Origin of the sequence: Maricaulis sp. (genome assembly GCF_039978735.1) — a bacterium.
Taxonomy (GTDB): Bacteria; Pseudomonadota; Alphaproteobacteria; order Caulobacterales; family Maricaulaceae; genus Maricaulis.
This window is the reverse complement of sequence record NZ_JBDWAS010000043.1, coordinates 169,925-193,812: the sequence shown is the minus strand read 5'-3', so window position 1 is coordinate 193,812 and position 23,888 is coordinate 169,925. Positions and strand designations below refer to the sequence as shown.

The 23,888-nt window shown below is 65.5% G+C and carries 20 protein-coding genes; 19 read left to right on the top strand and 1 reads right to left on the bottom strand.

Features of this window, described 5'->3' with window-relative positions; genetic code table 11:
• Position 1: 1 nt before the first annotated feature.
• On the bottom strand, positions 2-223 hold the full coding sequence (locus ABJO18_RS12290) for a hypothetical protein (protein WP_348509050.1): 222 nt from the start codon (positions 221-223) through the stop codon (positions 2-4).
• 856 nt (positions 224-1,079) lie between these two features.
• Here ABJO18_RS12290 and ABJO18_RS12285 point away from each other — a divergent pair.
• From ABJO18_RS12285 to ABJO18_RS12195, 19 genes are all read left to right on the top strand, one after another.
• Positions 1,080-2,330, top strand: coding sequence for a TolC family protein (locus ABJO18_RS12285; protein ID WP_348509049.1), 1,251 nt, complete (start codon positions 1,080-1,082; stop codon positions 2,328-2,330).
• Positions 2,327-3,931: an efflux RND transporter periplasmic adaptor subunit gene (locus tag ABJO18_RS12280; protein WP_348509048.1), complete on the top strand. Its 1,605-nt coding sequence runs from the start codon at positions 2,327-2,329 to the stop codon at positions 3,929-3,931. The genes ABJO18_RS12285 and ABJO18_RS12280 overlap by 4 nt, the downstream gene beginning before the upstream one ends.
• Positions 3,928-7,068, top strand: a complete 3,141-nt coding sequence (locus tag ABJO18_RS12275; RefSeq protein ID WP_348509047.1) for an efflux RND transporter permease subunit — start codon at positions 3,928-3,930, stop codon at positions 7,066-7,068. Before ABJO18_RS12280 ends, ABJO18_RS12275 begins: the two co-directional genes overlap by 4 nt.
• A gap of 123 nt (positions 7,069-7,191) precedes the next feature.
• Positions 7,192-9,567 carry a heavy metal translocating P-type ATPase gene (locus ABJO18_RS12270; protein WP_348509046.1) on the top strand — a complete coding sequence of 792 codons (2,376 nt, stop codon included), beginning with the start codon at positions 7,192-7,194 and terminating at the stop codon, positions 9,565-9,567.
• Between the two features lie 12 nt (positions 9,568-9,579).
• Complete coding sequence (locus ABJO18_RS12265) at positions 9,580-10,959, top strand: APC family permease (RefSeq protein ID WP_348509045.1); 1,380 nt, start codon at positions 9,580-9,582, stop codon at positions 10,957-10,959.
• Complete coding sequence (ppk2, locus tag ABJO18_RS12260; RefSeq protein WP_348509044.1) at positions 10,946-11,704, top strand: polyphosphate kinase 2; 759 nt, start codon at positions 10,946-10,948, stop codon at positions 11,702-11,704. The genes ABJO18_RS12265 and ppk2 overlap by 14 nt, the downstream gene beginning before the upstream one ends.
• A 418-nt stretch (positions 11,705-12,122) precedes the next feature.
• Positions 12,123-12,551 (top strand): hypothetical protein, encoded by a 429-nt coding sequence (locus ABJO18_RS12255; protein ID WP_348509043.1) that lies wholly within the window; start codon positions 12,123-12,125, stop codon positions 12,549-12,551.
• Between the two features lie 15 nt (positions 12,552-12,566).
• Entirely contained in the window at positions 12,567-12,878 is a 312-nt protein-coding gene (locus ABJO18_RS12250) for a hypothetical protein (protein WP_348509042.1), read from the top strand.
• The gene (locus ABJO18_RS12245; protein ID WP_348509041.1) at positions 12,875-13,309 is read left to right on the top strand and encodes a periplasmic heavy metal sensor; all 435 of its coding nucleotides are present in this window, start codon (positions 12,875-12,877) and stop codon (positions 13,307-13,309) included. The genes ABJO18_RS12250 and ABJO18_RS12245 overlap by 4 nt, the downstream gene beginning before the upstream one ends.
• 34 nt (positions 13,310-13,343) lie before the next feature.
• Positions 13,344-13,877: an RNA polymerase sigma factor gene (locus tag ABJO18_RS12240; RefSeq protein ID WP_348509040.1), complete on the top strand. Its 534-nt coding sequence runs from the start codon at positions 13,344-13,346 to the stop codon at positions 13,875-13,877.
• A 40-nt stretch (positions 13,878-13,917) separates the two neighbouring features.
• Positions 13,918-14,298, top strand: a complete 381-nt coding sequence (locus ABJO18_RS12235; protein ID WP_348509039.1) for a hypothetical protein — start codon at positions 13,918-13,920, stop codon at positions 14,296-14,298.
• A 75-nt stretch (positions 14,299-14,373) separates the two neighbouring features.
• Positions 14,374-15,105: a PepSY domain-containing protein gene (locus ABJO18_RS12230; protein WP_348509038.1), complete on the top strand. Its 732-nt coding sequence runs from the start codon at positions 14,374-14,376 to the stop codon at positions 15,103-15,105.
• Positions 15,106-15,178: 73 nt separating this feature from the next.
• On the top strand, positions 15,179-16,261 hold the full coding sequence (locus ABJO18_RS12225; protein ID WP_348509037.1) for an acyltransferase: 1,083 nt from the start codon (positions 15,179-15,181) through the stop codon (positions 16,259-16,261).
• A 455-nt stretch (positions 16,262-16,716) separates the two neighbouring features.
• Positions 16,717-17,673, top strand: coding sequence for a zincin-like metallopeptidase domain-containing protein (locus tag ABJO18_RS12220; RefSeq protein WP_348509036.1), 957 nt, complete (start codon positions 16,717-16,719; stop codon positions 17,671-17,673).
• Positions 17,674-17,800: 127 nt separating this feature from the next.
• Positions 17,801-19,924, top strand: coding sequence for a ParB/RepB/Spo0J family partition protein (locus ABJO18_RS12215; RefSeq protein WP_348515952.1), 2,124 nt, complete (start codon positions 17,801-17,803; stop codon positions 19,922-19,924).
• A gap of 94 nt (positions 19,925-20,018) precedes the next feature.
• The gene (locus ABJO18_RS12210; protein ID WP_348509034.1) at positions 20,019-21,071 is read left to right on the top strand and encodes a toprim domain-containing protein; all 1,053 of its coding nucleotides are present in this window, start codon (positions 20,019-20,021) and stop codon (positions 21,069-21,071) included.
• A 245-nt stretch (positions 21,072-21,316) separates the two neighbouring features.
• Positions 21,317-22,237: a DUF2493 domain-containing protein gene (locus ABJO18_RS12205; protein WP_348509033.1), complete on the top strand. Its 921-nt coding sequence runs from the start codon at positions 21,317-21,319 to the stop codon at positions 22,235-22,237.
• Between the two features lie 129 nt (positions 22,238-22,366).
• Entirely contained in the window at positions 22,367-22,801 is a 435-nt protein-coding gene (locus ABJO18_RS12200; protein ID WP_348509032.1) for a hypothetical protein, read from the top strand.
• A gap of 465 nt (positions 22,802-23,266) precedes the next feature.
• Positions 23,267-23,599, top strand: coding sequence for a DUF736 domain-containing protein (locus tag ABJO18_RS12195; RefSeq protein ID WP_348509031.1), 333 nt, complete (start codon positions 23,267-23,269; stop codon positions 23,597-23,599).
• Positions 23,600-23,888: the final 289 nt, after the last annotated feature.

The following is a 23,888-nucleotide window of genomic DNA, read 5'->3' as shown; positions in this document are numbered from 1 at the left end:
ACTACTCCCCTGCCCCCGAAACCTCGATCAGTTCGTCCAGATAGTTGTATTCGGCCGCCACCACCGCCTGCGCTATCTCGTCGAGCAAGTCCCGGGGAAGTTGATGGGCCTTCAATGCAAGCCGGCCGAAGCGTTTGATGTCGGCATCCAGCTCAGCCTGGGATGTGTAAACGCGGTCGCCGACGCTGCTCTTCGCACCTTTCGGTGATGTTTCTCGGGACATGCAGGGCCTCGGCTCTTCAAGGAAACCTAGCGCAGGAGTGACGGCGAGCCAAGGTAGAAGACGCGGGGCCGGCTGACGATGGGTTTTCGGGTATGTCAACAGCGATAGCCGTCGAACCTTCCCTCGGAATTGCCGTGAAGAACAAGGGTTGGGACGACCATTCCGTCGTCTGCCTGCCGTGACCGTCCTGCATCGCCTGCGCCACCGACTTCCGGGGCGCGATGGAAGATGCGATCGTCTGCCGTGAGATTGCCGATCCCAATTCTGGCGCTGCTGCCGAGGATGCTGTACAAGCCGGGGTCAGGCGTGAGGGAATATGCCTCGCCCTGCGTATTGCTCTTCACAGATGCGTTCGAAACCGCCGGAACCTGCAGCGAATGCGACGAGCCAGAGAGATAGCGCGCACAAGCCCGGCCAGGCTGATGAACAGCCTGGTTGCGTTGCTGGCTGCGCTTATGGTCCTGATGAGCGCACCTGCGCATGCCGGCCCGTCCGACACGGCGTCCTGCATGCCGGAAATGGTGTCGGATTGCTGCGACGGGATGGATCATGCCCGCGCGGCTCACGACGGCAGTATGGCCGGCCCCGTGAGCCCCGATGTCCCGGACAATGATTGTTCCGATATGGATTGTGCGGTGATGACAACCTGCGCTGCACCCGCTCAGGCCGTGCTGTCGCGCGCGGTGCAATTGCCTCGCCTCCTCCTGGAACGACACGGCAGCCCGGTGGATGGCATCAGGGCTCCGCTTCCCCCCTCGTCCCTGCCTGAACAGCCTCCGCGAGGCTGAACCTGTGACATGCCGGCTTGCGCCGGCAGTACGTCCGTCGACTGGTTCGAGACCTCGTGGAGTTATTCATGTCCCTGTCCATACTGCCGGCTGCGCTTGCAGCCGTCCTGGCGTCCGGCGCGATCCAGCCGGTTGCCGATACCGGTCCGCCGCCGCTGAGCCTGGCGGAAGCCCTTCTCATTGCCGAAAGCCGGGAAGAGCCCGGCATCGAGACCTGGCGCGCGCGGGCCGAAGCGCTCGAAACGCGCGGCGAGGCCGAGAGCGCCCTGCCGGACCCGTCGGTCCGTGTCGGGGTTGCCAGCGTGCCGTTGAGCGATTTCGACCTCGAGCGCGAGGCGATGACGCAGGCACAGGTCTCGGTGCGGCAGATGTTCCCGCGCGGCGAAACGCGGCAATTGCGGCGGGCCCGGCGCGAGGCCGAGGCCGAGGGTGCGCGGGCCGGCATGGCATTGGAGGCGCGCGAAATAAGACGCACGGTCCGCCAGCGCTGGCTGGAACTCTACTACTGGGAGCGGGCCCGCGATCTCACGCTCCGCCGGCGCGAGGAAATGGACCGGTTGGGCGAGGTTGCGACGGCCGTATTCGCCAGCGGCCGGGCCAACAGCCATGACGTGATCCGGGTCGATCTGGAAACCGCCATGCTGGGAACGCGGCTCGTCGATATCGAGCGCCAGTCGGAAACCATAAGGGCCGATCTCGCGCGCTATCTCGGCACCGATGCCGATCGTCCGCTCACGGCGCAGATGCCGGCTCTCCCCGCGCTCCCGGACGGGACGGATGCTGTCGCCGCGCTCGCCGCCCATCCCGGCATCCGGGCGCATAATGCCCGGATCGAGGCGAGCGAGCGCGAGCTGGATATCGCCCGCCAGGCCTTCCGCCCCGCCTGGGCTCTCGATGCGGGCTATGGCCTGCGTGGCAGCCGGTCCGATGTCGCCAGCATCGGCGTGAGTGTGGAAGTCCCCCTGTTCAACCGGACCGGCCGGGAGGCCGGGGTGAGTGCGGCCCGGCAGGCGCGCAGCGCGGAAGAACTGGCGCGCCAGGCAAGCCTGCTCGATCTGCGCCGCCAGCTCGACCGTGCTGTCCGCCAGCACCGCTGGCTCGACGACACGATCGCGCTGCATGAACGTGAAGTCCTGCCGCGGGCCCGCGAAACGGTGGAAGCGGTACTGGCGGCCTACGAGAACGAACAGGCCGACTTTGCCGAACTCGTGCGCGCCGAACTGGCACTGCTCGACGCGGAACTCGCCCTGGTACGCATGCAGGTCGACGCAGGCCAGGCGCTGGCCGACATCCTCTTTCTCACGGGAGACGTGCAATGAACCGCACAAGCCTCATGATTGCCGCGCTCTCGCTCCTGGCCGGCGCAGCTGCCGGGATGGCCGGGATGGCCCTGTTTGCCGGTGACGATGCGTCTGGCGGGACCGCCGAGCGGGAAGTCCTCTACTGGGTGGCGCCGATGGATTCGAGCTACCGTCGCGACGAGCCGGGCAAGTCGCCCATGGGCATGGACCTGGTCCCCGTCTATGCCGGCGAGGAACCGGCGGGCGCGGGCGCCGACATCGTTCGTATCGATCCTGCCGTGGAGAATAATATCGGCGTGCGCACGGCGCTCGTGCGCCGCGAGGACTTCCACCGCCATATCGCCACGGTCGGCTATGTCCGGCCGGTCGACGCGCTGACATCCGCGGTGGACGTGCGCAGCGAGGGCTGGGTCGAGGATCTGCGCGTCTCCACCATGGGCGAGGCGGTGGCAGCGGGCGAGCTTCTTTTCCGCATGTACTCGCCGGAACTCGTGGCCGCCCAGTCGGAATTCCTGCAGGCCCGCCGGATCGGCCGCAACGAGCTCGTCGAGGCCGCCCGGGCACGGTTGAGGGCTCTGGGCATGACGGCCGGCCAGATCGAAGCGGTCGGCCGGGCCGGTCAGCCGGCGCGGCTGGTCGATGTGCACGCCGCCCGCAGCGGGATCGTGATCGACCTGTCGGTCCGCGAGGGCCAGCATGTGCACCCCAGCGCCACGCTGATGACCATTGCCGATCTCTCGTCTGTCTGGGTCGTGGCCGATGTGTTCGAGGACGAGGCGCAAGCCGTAGCGGCTGGCCTCGCTGTCGAAATGCGCTCGCCGGCTTATCCGGGCCGCGTATGGAACGGCACGGTGGAGTACGTCTATCCCACGGTCGATCCGCAAAGCCGGTCTGTGCCGGTCCGCATGCGGTTCGACAACCCGCAGGGCGATCTCAGGCCCGGCAGTTTCGTCAATGTCGTCATCAAGGCGCAGCCGCGCTCCGGCGTCCTCACCGTGCCGCGCGAGGCCGTTATCCGCACGGGCCGGTCCGACCGGGTGATCCTGGCCGAGGGAGACGGGCAGTATCGCCCGGCGCGCGTCGTGCCGGGGATTTTGTCGGAGGACCGGATCGAGATCCTCGAAGGCTTGGCCGAGGGCGAGCGCGTGGTCGTGTCCAGCCAGTTCCTGATCGATTCCGAGGCGAGCCTGCAGGGTGCCATGCTGCGCATGAGCCCGCCGGGCCCGGTGCAAGCCGAGGCAGAGGCCGCACCCCGTGAAGTCGATGGCACCGGAACCGTGACGTCGGTGATGGCCGGTCACGGCATGATCGATCTCGACCACGCGCCGATCCCCGAGATCGGGTGGCCCGCCATGAGCATGTCCTTCCGCACGGTCGACGGTGTGGACCTCTCCGGCCTGGCCGCCGGCAACAGCGTCACCTTCACCCTGCGCGAGACGGAGGGTGGAGACTGGCTGATCTCGGACATTGAAACGGCCGGGACCGTGAACGGTCACGACATGCACCGGATGGATGACATGCCAGCCGATGCGGAGCCGGACGATATGGCGGAGACGCCGGAGATGGAGGAAACCGACCATTCCGGCCATGCCGATCCGCACGGGGGGCACCGCCGATGATCGCCGCCATCATCCGCTGGTCGGTCGGCAACCGGCTGATCGTCCTCATTCTTGCTGCGTTGCTGGGGGCCTACGGCACGTGGTCGCTGGCCCGCACACCGCTGGACGCCATTCCGGACCTGTCCGACGTGCAGGTGATCATCAAGACCACCTATCCGGGCCAGGCACCTCAGGTCGTCGAGGACCAGGTCACCTATCCGCTCACCACCGCCATGCTGGCCGTGCCGGGTGCGGTGACCGTGCGGGGCTATTCCTTCTTCAACGACAGCTATGTCTACATCATCTTCGAGGACGGGACCGACCTCTACTGGGCCCGCTCGCGGGTGCTGGAATACCTCTCCCAGGTCGCCCCGACCCTGCCGGACAGTGCCTCGCCGGCGCTCGGGCCGGATGCGACGGGCGTCGGCTGGATCTACCAGTACGCCCTGGTCGACCGGACGGGTGCGCACGACCTGGCCGAGCTGCGCTCGATCCAGGACTGGTTCCTGAAATACGAGCTGCAGACGGTTGAGGGTGTGTCCGAGGTCGCCACGATCGGTGGCATGGTGCGGCAATACCAGGTTGTCGCGGATCCGGACCGGTTGCGCGCTTTCTCCATCCCGCTCTCCCGTGTCCGCCAGGCTATCGAGCGCGGCAATCAGGAAAGCGGCGGCCGGGTGATCGAGATGGCCGAGGCGGAATACATGGTCCGCGCTTCGGGCTATATCGAAGGCATCGACGATCTTGAGGCGATCCCGGTCGGCGTCACCGATACCGGAACGCCCATCCTCCTCTCCGACGTGGCCGACATCCGAACGGGCCCCGAGTTGCGGCGCGGGATCGGCGAGCTCAATGGCGAGGGCGAGGCGGTCGGCGGTGTCATCGTCATGCGCTATGGCGAGAACGCGCTGGCCACGATCGAGCGGGTCGAAGAGCGTCTGCACGAACTCGCAGAGTCACTGCCCGAGGGTGTCGAGATCGTCACCACCTACAACCGGGCCGGACTGATCGAGCGGGCGGTGGAATCGCTGCAGGAAAAGCTGATCGAGGAATTCATCGTCGTCGCCCTGATCTGCGCGATCTTTCTCTTCCATCTGCGCTCCTCGCTGGTGATCGTGCTCAGTCTTCCCCTTGGCGTGCTGGCGGCCTTTGCGGTGATGAACGCCCAGGGCATCAATGCCAACATCATGTCGCTGGGCGGGATCGCGATTGCCATCGGTGCGATGGTGGATGCGGCGATCGTGATGATCGAGAATCTTCACAAGCATATCGAGCGCGAGGAAGTGACACGGGAGAACCGCTGGGAGATCGTCACGCGGGCGGCGACCGAAGTCGGGCCGGCCCTGTTCTTCTCGTTGCTGATCATCACTTTCTCCTTCGTGCCGATCTTCGCACTGGAAGCGCAGGAAGGCCGGCTCTTCCACCCGCTGGCCTTCACCAAGACCTATGCAATGGCTGCCGCGGCGGGCCTGTCGGTGACGCTGGTGCCCGTGCTGATGGGTTATTTCATCCGCGGCCGGGTCACGCCGGAACACAAGAACCCGGTCAACCGTCTCCTGATCGCCGGCTACCGGCCCTTCATCCGGCTGGTGCTGGCCCATCCCTGGGCTGTGATCGGGGCGGCCGCGCTGATCCTGGTGAGTGCGGCGGTGCCGCTGTCGCGCATGGGCAGCGAGTTCATGCCGGACCTGGACGAGGGCGACCTGCTGTACATGCCCTCCGCCTATCCGGCCGTCTCCGCCGGCAAGATGGCCGAGATCCTGCAGCAGACGAACAGGCTGATCATGACCGTGCCGGAGGTGGAGACCGCCTACGGCAAGGCGGGCCGCGCCGAAACCGCGACGGATCCGGCACCGCTGACCATGGTCGAGACCACGATCCAGCTGCGTCCGCGCGAGGAGTGGCGGCCCGGCGTGACGATGGACGACATCCGCGCCGAGCTCGACGCCCTGGTCGATGTGCCCAGCCTCACCGATGTCTGGATCATGCCGATCCGCAACCGGATCGACATGCTGGCCACCGGCATCAAGACGCCGGTCGGGATCAAGGTCGCCGGCCCGGATCTGGAAACCATCGCCGAGATCGGCGAACGCATCGAGGACGTGATCGGTGCGGTGCCCGGCACGGCCTCGGTCTATGCCGAACGTGTGACCGGCGGGCGGTTCGTCGATATCGATGTGGACCGGCGTGAGGCGGCCCGTTTCGGCCTCAACGTTGCCGATGTGCACGACGTCGTGCGCACCGCCATCGGCGGCATGACCATCACCGAGAGTGTGGAGGGGCTGGAACGCTATCCCGTCAATCTGCGCTATCCGCGCGACTACCGTGGCTCCGTGGAGGAGTTGCGTGCGCTGCCGTTGATTACGCCGACCGGCGCAGAAATCCCGCTCGGCCGGGTCGCGGAAATATCCATCTCCGACGGACCCGGCGTGATCCGCAGCGAGAATGCCCGGCTCAACGGCTGGATCTATGTCGACATCACCGGCGTGGATATCGGGTCCTATGTCGCCGAGGCGCAGCGCGCCGTGGCCGAGCAGATCGAACTGCCTGCGGGCTACTCGCTCTCATGGTCGGGCCAGTACGAGTACATGGAGCGCGCAAAAGAGCGGCTCAGTGTCGTGGTTCCGGTCACCCTGGCGATCATCGTTCTGCTGCTCTTCCTCAATTTCCGGCGTCTGGTTCCGGTTCTCCTGATCATGGGCACGTTGCCGCTGGCGCTCGTCGGCGGGCTGTGGCTGCTCGACCTTCTGGGCTACAACATGTCCGTGGCGGTCGGGGTGGGCTTCATCGCGCTCGCCGGTGTCGCGGTGGAGATCGGCGTGCTGATGATCGTCTATCTCGAACAGGCGCTGAAGGACCGGCAGGAACAGGCTGCGGCGGAGAAACGGGACCTTACGTCGGAGGACCTGCGGGAGGCCGTGGTGAAGGGGGCGCTCCTGCGTGTTCGCCCCATCATGATGACCGTCGCGGTCGTTATCGCCGGCCTCCTGCCGATCATGTTCGGCTCGGGCACCGGGTCGGAAGTGATGCGGCGCATCGCAGCCCCCATGGTCGGCGGCATGACAAGCGCGACCGTGCTGACCCTGCTCGTCTTGCCGGCGGCTTTCCTGATCTGGCAGCGCTGGCGGCTGCGGAGCGGTCCGGCGGGAGACCGGTGATGGCCATCTTGTTTCCGTATTCCCGTCCGCAGCACCAAATGCGCAGCGCGGTCCCGAAGGGGCTTGACCCTCCAGTTACTGGAAAGTCCAGATAGTCTGTGTCAGCGGTGAAAGGAGTCCGGCATGACATCTGACCAGGCACACGCACAGGGGTGCTGCAGCACACGTGCACAGACAGAATCCGGCGGTCACACCAGTGAGACGGTAAAGGATCCGGTTTGCGGCATGGATGTCCGGATCGATGCGGGCAAGCCGAGTTTTGAACGCCGGGGCGAGACCTGGCACTTCTGCTCGCAATCCTGTCACGACAAGTTCGCCGCGGATCCGGATCATTATCTGTCCGGTGCCCACCGGCAGGCCTATGAGGACATGCCGTCGGGTACGCAATACACCTGCCCCATGCATCCGGAGATCGTCAGCGACAAACCCGAGGACTGTCCGATATGCGGTATGGCGCTGGAGCCGATGGGCGTGCCGGCTGCGGATCAGGGCCCCAATCCCGAACTGGTGGACTTCCGGCGGCGTTTCTGGGTCGGCGCCATCCTGACCCTGCCGCTGGTGGTTCTGTCTATGGGACCGTTTGTGGGGCTCGGATTTATCCGGGAGTCGCTTGGCGAAGGGCTGGCAATCCTCGTCGAGCTGGTTCTGGCGACCCCGGTCGTGCTGTGGTCGGGCTGGCCCTTCTTCGTGCGCGGCTACAAATCCGTCATCAGCGGCAATCTCAACATGTTCACCCTGATCGCGATGGGGGTTGGGGCAGCCTATCTCTTCAGTGTCACCGCCACGATCGCGCCCGGTATTTTCCCGGACGGTTTCCGGGATGCGGGCGGGCATGTCGCCGTCTATTTCGAGGCCGGTGCTGTGATTACCGTCCTCGTCCTGCTGGGCCAGCTGATGGAGCTGGGCGCGCGCGAGCGGACAGGTTCGGCGATCCGGGCTCTGATGGATCTCGCTGCGAAGACGGCCCGCATTATCCGCGAGGACGGGCGCGAGGAAGAGATCGCGCTGGAAGACGTTGCCGTCGGCGACCGGTTGCGCGTACGTCCGGGCGAGAAAATCCCGGTCGACGGCGATGTTGTGGATGGCCGGTCCTCGGTGGACGAGTCGATGATTTCCGGCGAACCCGTGCCGGTGGAGAAGACAGCCGGCGACGCCGTCACCGGCGCCACGATCAATGGCACCGGTTCGCTGGTGATCGAGGCAAAACGTGTCGGCAAGGACACCGTCCTCAGCCAGATCGTGGAAATGGTTGCGGCGGCCCAGCGCAGCCGCGCCCCGATCCAGAAACTCGCCGATGTGATCTCCGGACGCTTCGTGCCGGCCGTGATCGGCGTCGCCATCCTGGCCTTCATCGGCTGGTCGGTGTGGGGGCCGGAGCCCGCCATGGCCTACGCCCTGGTGGCTGCTGTCTCAGTGCTGATCATCGCTTGCCCCTGTGCGCTGGGCCTGGCCACGCCGATGTCGATCATGACAGCGACCGGCCGCGGCGCGCAGGCCGGCGTGCTGATCAAGAATGCCGAGGCGCTGGAGCGGTTCGCGAAGGTCGACACGCTGATCGTCGACAAGACCGGCACGCTGACCGAAGGCCGGCCGAAGCTTCAAAGCGTGCTCCCGCAGGCCGGTTTCGATGCCGACACGGTGTTGCGCCTGGCCGCGGGCCTGGAAAACGGATCCGAGCACCCGCTCGCCGAAGCGATCGTCGCGGGCGCGCGGGAGAAGGGCCTGGAGCCCGGCAAGGCCGCAGACTTCGAGGCGGTTACCGGCCAGGGCGTGACAGGCCGGGTGGACGGGCACGATATTGCCCTGGGCAATGTGCGGCTGATGGAAGGGCTCGGCCTCGATCCTGGCCCGCTTGCCGCCGACGCCGACCGCCGCCGCGATCAGGGTGAGACGGTCATGTTCGTGGCCATAGGCGGGCGGATAGCCGGTCTGGTCTGCGTTGCCGACCCCGTAAAACAGACCACTCCCGACGCACTGAAGCAGCTGCACGCGCAGGGCTTCCGCATCATCATGGCGACCGGCGACAATGAACGCACAGCCAGAGCCGTTGCTGCCCGGCTGGGTATCGACGAGATACGGGCCGATGTGCTGCCGGAAGACAAGGCCCGCATTATTCGGGAGCTCCAGTCTGATGGCGCCCGTGTCGCCATGGCCGGCGACGGCGTCAATGATGCGCCCGCTCTCGCCCAGGCCGATGTCGGCATCGCCATGGGCACCGGGGCGGATGTTGCCATCGAGAGCGCCGGCTTTACGCTGGTGAAGGGTGACCTCACGGGTATCGTCAGGGCACGCCGGTTGTCGACGGCGACGATGCACAATATCCGGCAGAACCTGTTCTTTGCCCTGGTGTACAACGCTTCGGGCGTGCCGATCGCGGCCGGTGTGCTCTATCCGGTCATGGGCATGCTGATCTCCCCCATGTTCGCCGCCGCCGCGATGAGCCTGTCCTCGGTCTCGGTGATCACCAATGCGCTGCGGCTGAGGCGCGTGAAACTCTAGTCCCTGCAGGAGATGTCTGTGGAACACGGTTACAAATCTGGCAGTCTGACCTTGGCAGGAACCGTGGCCATGGGGACCGGGGTGATGATAGGGGCCGGCATCTTCGCACTGACCGGACAGGTCGCGGAGTTTGCCGGCCCGCTCTTTCCGCTCGCCTTTGTCTTAGCGGCGGTGATCAGCGCGCTGAGTGCCTACACCTACATCAAGATGTCAGCCAAATATCCCTCCGCTGGCGGGATCGCGATGATCCTGGAAAAGGCGTATGGCCCCGTGACGGTGACTGGCGGCGCAGCACTGCTGATGGCTTTCTCGATGGTGATCAATGAAAGCCTGGTCGCACGAACCTTCGCCACATACACGCTGCAGCTTTTCGATGCCGAGGGTTTGGACTGGCTAGTGCCAGTCCTGTCGATCGGGCTGATCGTGGCGGCTTTCCTGGTCAATATCGCCGGAAACGAGGCGATCGGCACACTCTCCAAACTGGCGGCTATCGCCAAGGTGGGTGGCGTCCTCATCTTCGCCGTCATCGCGCTGTGGGCCTCCGGTTTTGAGTATGCAGCGTCCGGGTCCGGCGGTGATGACAGCAGTGTGCTCAGTTCGGCCGGTGGTTTCCTGGCGGGCACTGCGCTGGCAATCCTCGCTTACAAGGGCTTCACCACGATCACCAATTCCGGCGGCGAGGTGGTAGATCCGAAGCGCAATGTCGGCCGGGCGATCATGATTTCGCTGGGAATCTGCCTCGTCATCTACGTGCTCGTCAGCCTGGCCGTCGGCTCGGCGCTGACGGTCGAGGAGATTTCGGCAGCGCGGGACTATTCTCTGGCCGAAGCCGCGCGCCCGGCACTGGGCAATGCAGGCGTCTGGTTCACGGTGGTCCTCGCCATCATCGCGACAGCCTCTGGTGTGATAGCCAGCATATTCGCGGTCTCGCGTATGCTGGCGATGCTGACCGACATGAAGTTGATCCCGCACCGGCATTTCGGCATGCCGGGCCGGATCCAGAGCCATACGCTGGTCTACACCGTAGTACTGGCAGGTCTGCTGGCTGCGCTGTTCGATCTCGGCCGCATCGCTTCGCTCGGCGCGATTTTCTATCTCGTCATGGACATCATCATTCATTGGGGCGTATTGCGGCGGATGCGCGAGGATATCGGCGCACACCCGGCTGTTTTGGTCGCGGCAATCGTGCTGGACCTGCTTGCGCTGGGAGCATTCATGAGCCTCAAGGCGATGCAGGACCCGTGGATCATCGTGATCGCGGTGGGTGGCGTTGTGGCAACCTTCGGGCTCGAACGGCTCTACCTGTCGCGCTGGCGTCAGCACGACCCCGGTCCGGGGCCCTTGCCCGACGAAGCGCGCTCACAAGCGGGGAGATCTGATGAATCGCACTGAGTACAGACGGCACAAACGGGCGCTGCAGATCCAGCTGGTGGCGCTGCAGCGCCACCTCATTGCGCACGAACAGCGGCTCGTCGTGATCCTGGAAGGTCGCGACGCGGCCGGGAAAGACGGTGCGATCAAGCGTATCGTGCAGCATATGAGCCCGCGTGAGACGCGGGTTGTCGCCCTGGGAAAGCCGACCGAGCGCGATCGCGCGTCCTGGTACTTTCAGCGCTTCGTGCCGCACCTGCCGGCCGATGGCGAAATCGTCCTGTTCAACAGGTCCTGGTACAACCGGGCCGGCGTCGAACGGGTGATGGAGTTCTGTTCGGAAGACGAGTGCGAGGCCTTTTATCGCGATGTGCTCGCCTTCGAACGGCTGATCGCTGCGTCCGGCACGACAGTGCTGAAATTCTATCTCGATATTTCGCGGGACGAACAGGCTCGGCGCCTCGCCGAACGCCGCACCAGCCCGCTGACCGCCTGGAAGTCCAGCCCGGTCGATGCCGTCGCGCTCGACAAGTGGGACGCGTATTCGCAGGCCCGCAACCGCATGCTCGCCGAGACCGGTCCTGACGACCTGCCCTGGCGTGTCGTCGCGGCCGACGACAAGCGCTGCGCCCGTCTGACGGTCATGGCCGAAATCCTGGGCGCAGTGGAATGTGAATGGGTCGATCCGCCGGCGCTCGAGGCTTTCGGCGGACGGCTCCGCCACGGTCAGGACGCTCTGGCGGAGCCCGGCTTCCTCGCGCTCTGAGACTGCCGGTCCACGGGCCGGCAGAGCGGGGCCGCGCAACTGCTGCCATGTCCGCGAGGGATTGCGGAATACGATGCGTAGACTCCGTGTCAGTATTCGGGAGCAGCGCGTGACGGGTCCAAACATATTTCGGCTTATCGCCGGTCTTTTTCTTGTCCTCGCCGTTTGGGCTCCATCGGCACAGGCACATCCGCCGGCCGAGCATCCCGCTGAAGCCGCGCATGAGGAGACAACCGCCCCTGAGCAAGGGGCTGAAGGCGCGGTCGACCATGGGGTAACCCATGATCATGCAGGTCCGGACCGGGAGCCGGGTGCTCGCCATGAGGATCAGCACGATCACGGCGCCCCCGCCGGGGCAGCGGAATCGGGACATGCCCATTGGGGCGAGAACGGGCCACAGACGGCGTTCGAACGGGCCATGGCGCGCCTGGGTGTTCTGCACAGTGTTGCGGTTCATTTCCCCATCGCCCTGCTCATGGCGGCGGCACTGGCCCAGATCCTGACGCAGGCCGGCCTTCCCGGCGGCAATGTCCAGACAGTCCGCTTCCTGGTCTGGATCGGAGCACTGGGCGGCGTCGCAGCGGGGTTTCTCGGATGGGCACATGCCGGTCCGATGACGTCTGGCGAAGACGGTGTCATGTTCGCCCACCGGGTGCTGGGCACGGCATTGGCCGTGGGGTCGCTTGGTCTTGTCGGGCTGGTCGAGTGGCGCGTCCGCTGGCCCGGACGGATCATTGGTCTGCTGGCACCGTCGGGCGTTTATCTCGCGGGGCTCGCGGTTGCGATGAACGGCTTTCTGGGCGGGAGCCTGGCCCATGGCGGATTGCGTCATCTGATTGGCGGTTGAAGGAGTTCGGAGAAGATGGATTCAAAAACACCCGACGACATGCTTGACCGGCTGTCGGGTCTGCCCGAGCCGACGCCCGGTCCGGCGTTCAATGCCGCTGTCTGGCAGCGGATCGACGGATCGCCACGGGACCGCAGAAAGTGGTTTGACGATTTCGTCCCCGCGCTTGGATGGCGTGCGGCCCCCGCATGTCTTGCACTTGTTGTGGGAACGGTCGCCGGTTCGATGATTGTTCGCGAACATCAGGGCGACGCTCTGGACGTGTTCGATCCTGAATCTGCCTACTCCATCGTTGTTGTCGTTGGCACAGGGGCTGGAGCGCGATGATGATCAGAGCCGGTATTTTTGCTTCGATCCTGGGGTTTCTTGCCGGACTGGCCGGTGTCTGGACCGGACTGCACGTCTTCGAAGCCGAAGATGCGAAAGCCGATGGCCTTCATGAGATCGTGCATCACGAACTCGTCCTGAGTACGCGCCAGGAAACGGCTATCGCCGAGCTGGAAACTGCCTTTGAAAGCGAACGCGTCCGGCTTGAGCAGGACGTGTTCGACGCTCGTCAGGCACTCGGCGAGGTTCTGGTGCGCGACAAGGCCCTGTCGCCGGAGGTGCGGGCCGAGGCGGCGCGTTTTCACGATGTTATGGGCGAGCTGCAGCTCGCCAGTCTCAACCATATCCTGGCGATGCGCGCCACGCTTGATCCGGAGCAGCAGGCCCGGTTCGACGAGAAACTGGTGCAAGCCTTCAATGCCGGGCACTAACGCAGAACAACATGCCCCTTCGGATACTGAACTCGTGAGCCGGGCGGCCGATGGCGACCGCCGGGCGTTCGACATGCTGATGACCCGGCATGCGGGCCGGGTCGTCCGTTTTGCCCGGGCGAACCTGGGATCGGCCAGCGAGGCCGACGATATTGCCCAGGAAAGCTTCGTTGCCCTGCATCGCAACCTTCACCGGTACGATTCTGCGCGACCTTTCGAGACCTGGCTGTTCGCCATTGTGCGCAACAAGATCCGCGATCACCATCGCCGCCGGGCTGTGCTGCGCTGGGTCGGCGCGGAGACGGATTTCTCCGGCATGCCCTCCGCAGAGGCCGGACCGGAGCGTGTGACCGAAGATCGTGACGATTTGCGCCGTGTCAGTGCCCTGGTGGCAGAGCTGCCTGAGGGGTTGCGCACCCCCCTGCTCCTTTCTGCGATGGAAGGCATGAGCCTGGCCGGGATCGGAGCGCTGATGGGGCTGTCCGCGAAAGCAGTCGAAGTGCGGATCTACCGGGCCCGGAAGGCGCTGAAAGTGCAGTTCGGCGATGAGGGAGATGCTTCCCGCTGACGTAGTCCTTGTACTGCGCCAACCAGAACAAGGATCTGACATGACCCACTTCCAGGCATACACGACCATTGCGGCCATTCTGCTGGCTTCGTCCGCGGCACCGTCTTTCGCGCAGGAGCACAGCGGGCACGGTGAACACGGCGCGCAAAATGAGGCGCCTCAGGTCACCATGGCGGAATGCCACGCGCTGCACGAGCAACATATGGGCGATGCCGAAACCCATGACGCGGCCATGGCCGATATGGATGAGGAAGCCCGCAACCGCATGCAGGCTTGTCACGCCATGATGCATGCTGACGACAGCATGGGCGGGCACGCGGAACAGCACATGCACGAAGAGCATGACCACGGCGCGGCGCATTCCGGTCATCACGGCACTGACGACGCGCCGCAAGCCGGCCGGTCCCACCACAACGGCTAGCATCAACCGGTGCATTCCAGACATACCGGGTTCCGGGCACTCCGGAACCCCTTTTCATGACCGGAGTATAGAAAGATGACCGCTTTGCTGCGCTGGACAATCCGTGTTCACAAATGGCTGGCGCTGGCTGTGGGAATACAGATTATTCTCTGGGTCACGGGCGGCGTGGTGATGAGTGTAATCCCGATAGAGCGGGTGCGCGGCGAGCATAATATCGCGCCGGCGATCGACCGGCCGCTCGCCCTGGACGGGCTGATGCCGCTGGACGCCGCCATTCGCGCTGCGGACATCGGTGAAGGCATCCGCTCGGTCACGCTGGAGACCTGGCTTGACCGGCCGGTCTACAGCCTTGTCCGGTTGGACGGCGGACACGATCTCATAGATGCGCGGTCGGGCGAACGCCTCACACCGCTCGATCGCGATACCGCACAGGCTGTCGCCCTTCGCGATTATGCCGGTCGAGCGGACATCGGCCCGGTTGAGTATTTCGAGACGCCAACCTGGGAATACCGGCGGGCCGGGCCAGCCTGGCGGATCAGCTTTTCCGACGGTGAAGGCACACGTCTTTATGTCGACCCGCAGACCGGTCTCGTGAGCGCCCGGCGCAATGATGCCTGGCGCTTCTACGACTTCTTCTGGATGCTCCACATCATGGACTACAAGGCGCGGGAAAACTTCAATAATCCCTTGGTGATCACGGCCGCTGCCCTTGCCCTCGTGACCGTGCTGGCGGGGCTTGTGCTTCTTGTCCTGCGCCTTCAGCGACTGGTCCGCATGGAGCTCGCCCGCCGTCGGGCCGCGGTCTGACTGTCCCGGCTTTTTCGGGCCCGTCTTTGCATGAGGGCTAAAGGGGCTCGCTGCGTATTCCCATCAAATCGAGATGGGGATGCCAATCTTTCGCGCCACAACAATCGCCGAGGCCTTTCAGGGCACCAGAAACCGGTTCACGCTCATCCGGCTGATATTGGCTGGCGCTGTACTGATCGAGCATGCTGTGATCGTGACGCAGGGGCCTGGATACCCGCCGCCGCTCGCCCTTCATGGCTGGTCGCTCAGCTATGCCGCCGTGAATGGCTTTTTCATCGTATCGGGATTCCTGATCGCCAGCAGTCTGGAGCGCCGCAAGGACGCCGTTTCCTTTGCAGTGGCCCGAGCCCTGCGTATCATGCCGGCACTTGTCGTGCTGTCGCTGGCCGCAGTCCTGGTGATTGGACCGCTGGTCACGACGGTATCGGCGGGCGAATACTGGTCGTCTCCGGCGACATGGCGGTTTCCGCTTCATGTCCTGGGCTTTCTCGATACCTCGCAGGGTCCGGCAGGCGTCTTTGCGGACAACCCCTGGAGCGGGGAGTTCTCGGCGCCCCTGTGGACGCTGCGCTACGAAGTCCTGGCCTATATCGGTGCCGGCGTTCTGGTGCTGTCGCCCCTGCCATGGACACTCCGCACGGCGCTTGGCCTCTATCTGGTCACAACACTCGGGCATGCGGCTCTGACCGGCGCCGATCAGGATATCCCCGGCATGCTGACCGCGTCCGCGCGATTGTCGGCCCCCTTCGCGCTTGGCATGCTCATCCATGCCCTGCGTCGCCATTGGCCGGTGTCTCCGTGGCCCGCAATCGCTGCTGCGGGGGCCTGGTGGCTGGCCGGCGCGTCACCGCTGGCCGAGCCTTTCCTCAATCTGGCGTTGGCGACCGGTCTGTTCTGGATCGCCTTCGCGCGGCTCGGGGGCTTGCCGGCGTGGCACCGGATGCCAGACTGGTCCTACGGCGTTTACATCTGGCACTATCCTGTCATGCAGGCCGTCCTGGTGATGAAACCGGAGGCAAGCCCGGTTGAGACAGGACTCGCAGCGCTCGTTGTCACGATGCCGATCGCCGCGGCGTCCTGGCATTTCGTCGAACGCCCCAGCCTGTTCCTGAAAGTCCCTGCGGCCTGGCTTTTCCGCGTCACCCGGTCGGCGTGATTGTCCCGGATCGCATTCACTGCGGACTTCGAGACCGTTCCATGTTTTGTGACAACACCCTTTGGTAAATTTTGGGAAAGGTGGCGAAGTGAGCGCAAGGTGTATTGATAATTGCAGCTAGTTCGAGCCCAAATCGACCGATGAAGCGGGTTCTCTTCAGGATGATTGCGGGCCACCACCCCCAGAGATGGTCAGAGATGGGTATAAAGACGCCGCGCTCCAGTAAGGAGAAGCCCACTTTTGGTGATCGTATTGCGGTACAGTCTTTAGCATTTTACTTCTGGTGAAGTTCTGGCATTCGAGATCCAGCTCGCCAATGTCCGCTTTCGGGATGTTTCAGTCAACGGCGCGCTACTCGCGGCGCCGCAACACTAAGAGTGAGAGTTCGGTGGAGAGAGCCGTGACGGGTTGAAAGCCGCGGGAGAGGCCTTCGGCGCCCGTCGCGGAGATCCGCCATGTCCCGACGCTCTCATAACGCCAGCGTCCAGCGCGACCGGACCAGCCTCTATACCAGCATCACCAACACGATCATCGCCCAGCTGGAGGCCGGCCAACTCCCTTGGGTCCAGCCCTGGGAAGCGGCGACGACGGCGCCGCTCGGTCTGCCCCAGAATGCCGCGACCGGCCGGTGCTATTCCGGGATCAACATCCTCCTGCTCTGGAGCGCCGTCATCGAGCGCGGCTTTTCCGGTCAGAGCTGGCTCACCTTCCGCCAAGCCCGCGCGCTCGGCGGGCACGTCCGCCAAGGCATGCACGGCACGACAATCGTCTATGCCGACCGGTTCATCCCTGAGGATGAAAAGCGGCGCGCGGCCGAGACCGGCGAGGATGCCCAGACCATTCCCTTCCTGAAGCGCTTCACGGTCTTCAATACCGATCAGTGCGACAACCTCCCCGGCGACATCGCAGCCCCGTCGTCGCGCCGTCCGGAAGAGCTGGTCGCGCCGACGGTGGAGGCATTGATCGACGCCACCGGCATTCCGTTTCACATCGGCGGCGACCGAGCCTTCTACGCGCCCGCAGACGATTATGTGCAAGTGCCGCCCCCGCACGTCTATTTTGAACCGATCAATTGGCATCGCACGGCCTTGCACGAATTGTCGCACGCGACGGGTCATGCCTCCCGGCTCGGCCGCGACCTGTCAGGCGCCTTCGGCTCGAAGAAATACGCCTTCGAGGAACTCGTTGCCGAGATATCCGCCGCCTTCTGCTGTGCCGCCCTCGGCGTCGTGCCGACGGTGCGACATGCCGATTATATCGGGGCCTGGCTCGAGGTGCTGCGCGACGACAACCGCGCCATCATCCGCGCGGCGAGCCAGGCCAGCAAGGCGGCGGACTGGCTGCTCGCCGTCCTGCCGGAGACGGCGGACGCGGACGATCAGGCGGCGTTGAGCGTTGAAATACAGCGGTGACACCGGCCCCGCCTGTCGGGTCGGCACGTCCCGCCGGAGCGCGCAGAGTGAGAGGGCTGCGCCCTTCTCTGTGACGGGTTGGATGCCGAGAGAGAGGCTCTCGGCGCCCGTCACGGAGAACCTCATCATGGCAAATGCAGCCAAGAAAATCACTCTGTCGCCCTCGCGCGACATCCCCTTCAACAAGCTCGTGCTGTCCCAGGCGAACGTCCGCCGTATCAAGGCCGGCGTCTCGGTCGAGGAGCTGGCCGAGGACATCGCCCGGCGCGGTCTCCTGCAGAGCCTCAATGTCCGGCCGATGCTCGACGCCGAGGGCAATGAGACCGGCCTGTTCGAGATCCCGGCCGGCGGGCGCCGCTATCGGGCGCTCGAACTGCTCGCCAGGAAGAAGCGGCTCGCCAAGACCGCGCCGGTGCCCTGCGTCGTGCGCGAGGCGGGCACCGACATTCCGGCCGAGGAGGATTCGCTCGTAGAGAATGTTCAGCGCATGGCCCTGCACCCGCTCGACCAGTTCCGCGCCTTCCTCGCCCTGCGCGAGACGGGGCTCAGCGAGGAGGAGATCGCCGCGCGCTTCTTCGTCTCGGTCAATGTCGTCAAACAACGCCTGAGGCTCGTCGCCGTGTCGGAGACATTGCTCGCGGTCTATGCCGAGGACGGCATGACGCTGGAACAGCTCATGGCCTTCACCGTCTCCAACGACCACGCTCGCCAGGAACAGGTCTGGGAGGCGATCCAGCACAGCTGGTCCAAGGAGCCCTACCAGATCCGCCGCATGCTGACGCAGAACACGGTGCATGCCTCCGATCGGCGCGTGCGGTTCGTCACCGTCGCAGCCTATGAAGAGGCCGGCGGGACGGTCGTGCGCGATCTCTTCCAGGACGATGATGGCGGCTGGATCGAGGACGTGCCGCTCCTGGACCGTCTTGTCACCGACAAGCTCAAAGCGGAGGCCGAAAGCGTCGCCCTGGAAGGCTGGACGTGGATCGAGGTAGCGATCGACTTCCCTTACGGCCACACCCACGGCCTGCGCGCCCTGACCGGGACGCCCGTCGATCTCACCGACGAGGAACGCACCACATGCGAGGCGCTGCGCGAGGAGTACGATCGTCTGGAAGCGGACTATGCGGAAGCCGACGACCTGCCCGACGCCGTGGACGCGCGGTTCGGCGAAATCGAGACGGCGCTGGAGGCCTTCGAGGAACGGCCGATGTGTTACGATCCGGCCGAGATCGCGCGGGCCGGCACCTTCATCAGCATCCGTCATGATGGCCGTCTCTCGGTCGATCGCGGCTATGTGCGCCCGGAGGACGAGGCGCCGGAGGGCGACGACGACACGAACGGCGACCCTGACGGTGAGACGGAAAGCGAGCCTGATAGCGCCGCCCAGCCCACCGTCATTGGCGCTGACGGCGAGTCCCGGTCTCAGGACGACGAGGACGATGCGATCAAGCCCCTGCCCGACCGGCTGGTGGCCGAACTGACAGCCCATCGCACGCTGGCGCTACGCGATGCGGTCGCGATCCATCCCCATGTCGCCCTGACCGCGCTCTTGCACACGCTCGTGCGCGGGACCTTCCGGCATGCCGCGTCGCCGGGATGCCTGGAGGCGTCTGTGCGGCACGTCTTCTTCCCCGTCCAGGCCGACGACCTGAAGGACAGCTCCTCGGCCAAGGCGATCGCAGAGCGACACGATGCCTGGACGGCCGATCTGCCAGCCGAAGACGACACGCTGTGGGACTGGATCGACAAGCTTGACGAGGCAAGCCGCATGGCGCTGCTGGCCCATTGCGTCTCTTTCGGCGTCAACGCGCTCTACGAGAAGACCAACCCCTACGGCGCCGGGCCCACCGCGCAGGGTGTCCGGCAGCGCATCCATGACGCCGATCGGCTGGCGCGCGCCGTCAGTCTCGACATGGTGGAGGCCGGCTGGCGGGCGACGGTCGATACCTATCTCGGCAGGGTCACCAAGGCCCGCATCCTGGAAGCCGTGCGCGAGGCCAAGGGCGACGCGGACGCCCAGACGATCGACCATCTCAAGAAGACGGAGATGGCCGAACGCGCCGCGCAATTGCTCGACGGCACCGGTTGGCTGCCCGAGCCTCTGCGCCCACCCGAGCCGCCGATGGCCGCCGTCGAGGATGGCGAAGCGCAATCGGCCGCCGACGGCGGCGAAACGGCCATGGGCGATCCCGACCCGATCGGAGATGATGAACCTGTCATCGACGCCGCCCCTGCCCTTGCGGCCTCGTGACCGGGAGCCGCCTCACGCTCCCGTCCCTCCCCTGGAGCCCGCCCGCTGTGGCGGGCTCCCCCCTTTTTCGCCCACACCATCCGGGGGGCCCCCTATGACCAGCACGGCATCGAAGATGGCCCGGCAGCTTTCACGACACGCCGAAGCGATCTGCCGGCACTATCTGTCGAAGGGCCGCAAGCAGGGCCGCTACTGGATCGTCGGCAATGTCCAAAATGCTCCCGGGCACAGCCTGTTCGTGCGCCTGACCGGTCCATCGCACGGTCCCGGCGCGGCCGGCAAATGGACCGATGCCGCCACGGGCGATCATGGCGATCTTCTCGATCTTATCGCCGCGCAACTGGGGCTGACGTCGCTCGGCGACACGCTCGACGAGGCCCGCCGCTTTCTCAACCAGCCGCATCCCGCTCCGGCGTGGACGACGCCGGGGCGCACCGCCCCGACGCGCACCGGATCGATCGCGGCCGCCCGGCGGCTTTGGGCCGGGGGTCAACCGATCGCCGGCACGCTCGCCGACCGCTATCTCGCCGGCCGCCACTTGTCGGACCTGGGGCCACTACCGGCCCTGCGCTTTCATTCGCATTGCTATTATCGGCGCGACGGCCGGCCAAAGACCGCCCGCCCGGAGGCCTGGCCGGCCCTACTCGCCCAGATCACCGATATCGAGGGCCACATCACCGGTCTGCACCGGACCTGGCTCGATCCGGCAACAGCGGGCAAGGCCCCGCTCGACAATCCGCGCAAGGCGATGGGGGCCTGGCGCGGTCACGGCGTACACTTCGGTCGGGTGGTGGACCGGGTGGTCGCCGGCGAAGGGCTGGAAACCGTGCTCTCGCTGCGCAAAGCCTTGCCCCATCTGCCGGCCGTCGCCGCCCTCTCCGCCCCGCATCTCGCCGCCCTGATCCTGCCCGCTGGCCTCAAACGCCTCTATATCGCTGTCGATGCCGATAAGGCCGGCATCGCAGCGGCCGGTCATCTCGCGGCGCAGGCGGAACGGGACGGCATCGAGACGATCCGGCTCTGGCCGCACAAGCCGGATTTCAACGACGATCTTCAGGCCCACGGCGTGGCGCGTCTTCGCCGCCATCTGCGGCCGCAACTCGCGCCCGACGATATCCGGCAGGGGCTCACATCCTCTTCGCTCTGACCGGTCGGTCCGCTCCTCGACCTCGTCACACGCCGTCTCTTTGCATGACACCGCGCCGTCGGCCTGTCCAAGAGGGGCGGCAAAGAGCGGCGCCCCTCCGGTCCGGCAACGGCTCCGGCGGCGCCGTCGCCGTCCTTCGCTCACGCTGCGGCGGCTGTGGCCATGCCGGCCCGGACGGCCCCCGCTTGGGATCCGCCCGGACAGGCCGCGACCGGCGCGGCGCGCATCATCCAGGAGAGATCATCATGACAGTCGACACGACCGACACCCCGACCGCACACGCCCTTGAGGCCTTGCGACTCTATGGCCATCGCCACACCGCCGACGAGGCCGATCCCCGCCCCCTGCCCGAGACCGAAGCGCTCAAGGGCGCGCTCGGCGACATGTTCGACAGTCTTGTCACCCTGGTCACCGATACCGGGCTCGAACCGGATCTGGACGCTCTGCTCTGGTCGACGGTCAATCTCTTTCACCGGCAGACCGTGCGTCTCGACCGCGAACTGGACGCCAACGAACAGGCGCAACGCCAGTCCCAGCGGGCGCAGGACGGGTCGGAAATCCGCTCGGTCGAATTGGAAACCCTGATCGATGCGGGCCGTACCCTCATCGCACGGCGCGACAGCTATGAAGACATGCGCGATCTGGCCGCAGACCTCTTTGAAACGCAGACCGGGCAGGCCTGGCGGCCGCGCGCCGGCTCACACACCCACCGGCGCGCCCTCACGGCGGCACTGATCGACAGCCGCGATTTTCTCCAGGCCAAGCGAAAGGCCGAGATCGAACCCCTGCTTCCGTCCGGTCCGCGGATCGCATTTGCCGGCGGTCTGGACTGCACCGATCATCATGCCATCTGGACGGCTCTCGATCGCGTTCACGCCAAACATGCCGACATGGTCTTGCTGCACGGGGGCGCCCCGCGCGGCGCGGACCGGATCGCCGCCTGCTGGGCCGAAGATCGCGGATGCCCCCAGATCGTCTTCAAGCCGGACTGGACCCGGCATGGCAAGGCAGCCCCCTTCAAGCGCAATGACCAATTGCTCGACACCGGGCCGATCGGCCTCATCGTCTTTGCCGGTTCCGGTATCACCGACAATCTCGCCGACAAGGCCCGACAGATGGGCGTGCCGCTCTTCGATTTTCGGGGCGGACCCCGCGCATCCACCTGAGCGGCGATGCAATGTCGACATCGCGCGATCTCGCCCCGGACCTTCCGGGGTGGGATCGTGTTTGCTATATTTTGATAGCGCCGTGGCGGCGGTGGAGGCGCGTTCACCCTCAATAGGAGATCGCCCGTAATGCTACCCACCCTCTTCGGCCTGCTCGGCCTGGGCCTCGTTTGCCGATGGCTCTTCAATCTCGCCGTCTACGCGTTTCCCGTCTTCATTGCGGTCACCGCCGGACACATCGCGCTCGATCGCGGCGCGGGGCCCCTCGGCGCGGGGGCCTGCGCCGTCCTCGGCGGGGCAATAATATGGCGGCTCGGCCAGACCGCCATCGCCACACTCCGGTCGAGGCTGTTGCGCGTGTCGCTCGCCATGCTCTACGCCCTGCCGGCCGGTCTTGCCGGCTTCCACATGGTCAAAGGCGTCTTCGCCTTGGGCGGGTCCAGCGAGATCTGGACGGCGATCCTTGCCAGTGCCGGTGCGCTCGTCATCGGTGGGACCGCCTGGGTGCGGATCGCCTCCCGTCACCGATTGCTAAGGCTGCCCCACGAACCGGCACCCCGCTGAGCGCGGCGACCTCGGACATCGATCCCGTAGCCGCGCCGTCATGCAGACCCCGTGACGAGTGGCGGCCATCCTCGGCAACAGCCGCGCCCGGGATGACGGTGCCGGGCATTCCCGCCGATCCGCGCGCGCCGTCCTGTCCTTGCACGACACACACGGCCGGGACCTTGCCGGGTCGGATCGGTGGCCGTCTGGTGTCTTCCTGTTCGATATCCGCGTCCGTTGCGGCCTCTCATGGCCGGATCTGGCCGGGACCGGCGGACGCCTCGGCCGCCTTTAGCGCAATGGCGCGCGCGCGCTTTCTTCCCCTGGGCGAAGCCCATTCCTCGCGAAACACAAGAAAGCCCGAGCGCGCCCTCCTCCGCTGCCGCTACGGGCCCAAGGGGCTGCGCCGGCGGCCGTCCCGGCCGGGTCGATCGCCATCGAGGCCGCGACGGGCGCGGGCTCGAGAGCCAAAGGAGAACTGACATGGCCACCATCGGTACCTTCAAGAAATCCGGCAACGAGTTCGTCGGTGAAATTGTCACCTTGAGCGTTCAGGCGAAGAGCGTTCGCATCGTTCCCGAGACCGGTTCGTCCGGCGAGAATGCCCCGAGCCACCGCGTCTTCGTCGGCCGCGCCGAGATTGGCGCCGCCTGGTCGAAGCGCTCGAACGAGGGCCGCGATTATCTCAGCCTCAAGCTCGACGATCCGAGCTTCGTCGCACCGATCTACGCCAACCTTTTCGACGATGCAACGGGCGACGACGAGACCAGCTACAGCCTGATCTGGTCGCGCCCCAGCCGCCGCAATGGCGACTGACATGCCCTCGATGCCCCGCTCGATCCGTCGGGCGGGGCATGTTCCCGACGTTTCGAGGCTCCGTCTTTGTCGCCCGCTTGCAGCAATGAGCGCCTAAATTTTCGGTCTCTCTTCTCACGCGCGAACGGAACAAATTCGGGTTTGTGCTTTTGAGGACCAATTTCCCGGTTCGCGCCCTCTTTAACGCTAATAGGATTTTCCCGATGCTCTAACTTACATTTTCCCGACATCTAAAATTAGAATTCCCCGAAAAGGGCATTTGCTATTTCCCGGGTAAATTAGTTACAAT

Excerpts from the sequence above, each read along its gene's own strand:
- ppk2 (WP_348509044.1), top strand. The coding sequence starts at position 10,946 with ATGAATCGCACTGAGTACAGACGGCACAAACGGGCGCTGCAGATCCAG.
- ABJO18_RS12290 (WP_348509050.1), bottom strand. The coding sequence starts at position 223 with ATGTCCCGAGAAACATCACCGAAAGGTGCGAAGAGCAGCGTCGGCGAC.
- ABJO18_RS12215 (WP_348515952.1), top strand. The coding sequence starts at position 17,801 with ATGGCAAATGCAGCCAAGAAAATCACTCTGTCGCCCTCGCGCGACATC.
- ABJO18_RS12245 (WP_348509041.1), top strand. The coding sequence starts at position 12,875 with ATGATGATCAGAGCCGGTATTTTTGCTTCGATCCTGGGGTTTCTTGCC.
- ABJO18_RS12275 (WP_348509047.1), top strand. The coding sequence starts at position 3,928 with ATGATCGCCGCCATCATCCGCTGGTCGGTCGGCAACCGGCTGATCGTC.
- ABJO18_RS12230 (WP_348509038.1), top strand. The coding sequence starts at position 14,374 with ATGACCGCTTTGCTGCGCTGGACAATCCGTGTTCACAAATGGCTGGCG.
- ABJO18_RS12195 (WP_348509031.1), top strand. The coding sequence starts at position 23,267 with ATGGCCACCATCGGTACCTTCAAGAAATCCGGCAACGAGTTCGTCGGT.
- ABJO18_RS12270 (WP_348509046.1), top strand. The coding sequence starts at position 7,192 with ATGACATCTGACCAGGCACACGCACAGGGGTGCTGCAGCACACGTGCA.
- ABJO18_RS12210 (WP_348509034.1), top strand. The coding sequence starts at position 20,019 with ATGACCAGCACGGCATCGAAGATGGCCCGGCAGCTTTCACGACACGCC.
- ABJO18_RS12255 (WP_348509043.1), top strand. The coding sequence starts at position 12,123 with ATGGCGCGCCTGGGTGTTCTGCACAGTGTTGCGGTTCATTTCCCCATC.
- ABJO18_RS12220 (WP_348509036.1), top strand. The coding sequence starts at position 16,717 with ATGTCCCGACGCTCTCATAACGCCAGCGTCCAGCGCGACCGGACCAGC.
- ABJO18_RS12250 (WP_348509042.1), top strand. The coding sequence starts at position 12,567 with ATGGATTCAAAAACACCCGACGACATGCTTGACCGGCTGTCGGGTCTG.
- ABJO18_RS12285 (WP_348509049.1), top strand. The coding sequence starts at position 1,080 with ATGTCCCTGTCCATACTGCCGGCTGCGCTTGCAGCCGTCCTGGCGTCC.
- ABJO18_RS12200 (WP_348509032.1), top strand. The coding sequence starts at position 22,367 with ATGCTACCCACCCTCTTCGGCCTGCTCGGCCTGGGCCTCGTTTGCCGA.
- ABJO18_RS12235 (WP_348509039.1), top strand. The coding sequence starts at position 13,918 with ATGACCCACTTCCAGGCATACACGACCATTGCGGCCATTCTGCTGGCT.
- ABJO18_RS12225 (WP_348509037.1), top strand. The coding sequence starts at position 15,179 with ATGGGGATGCCAATCTTTCGCGCCACAACAATCGCCGAGGCCTTTCAG.
- ABJO18_RS12205 (WP_348509033.1), top strand. The coding sequence starts at position 21,317 with ATGACAGTCGACACGACCGACACCCCGACCGCACACGCCCTTGAGGCC.
- ABJO18_RS12280 (WP_348509048.1), top strand. The coding sequence starts at position 2,327 with ATGAACCGCACAAGCCTCATGATTGCCGCGCTCTCGCTCCTGGCCGGC.
- ABJO18_RS12265 (WP_348509045.1), top strand. The coding sequence starts at position 9,580 with ATGTCTGTGGAACACGGTTACAAATCTGGCAGTCTGACCTTGGCAGGA.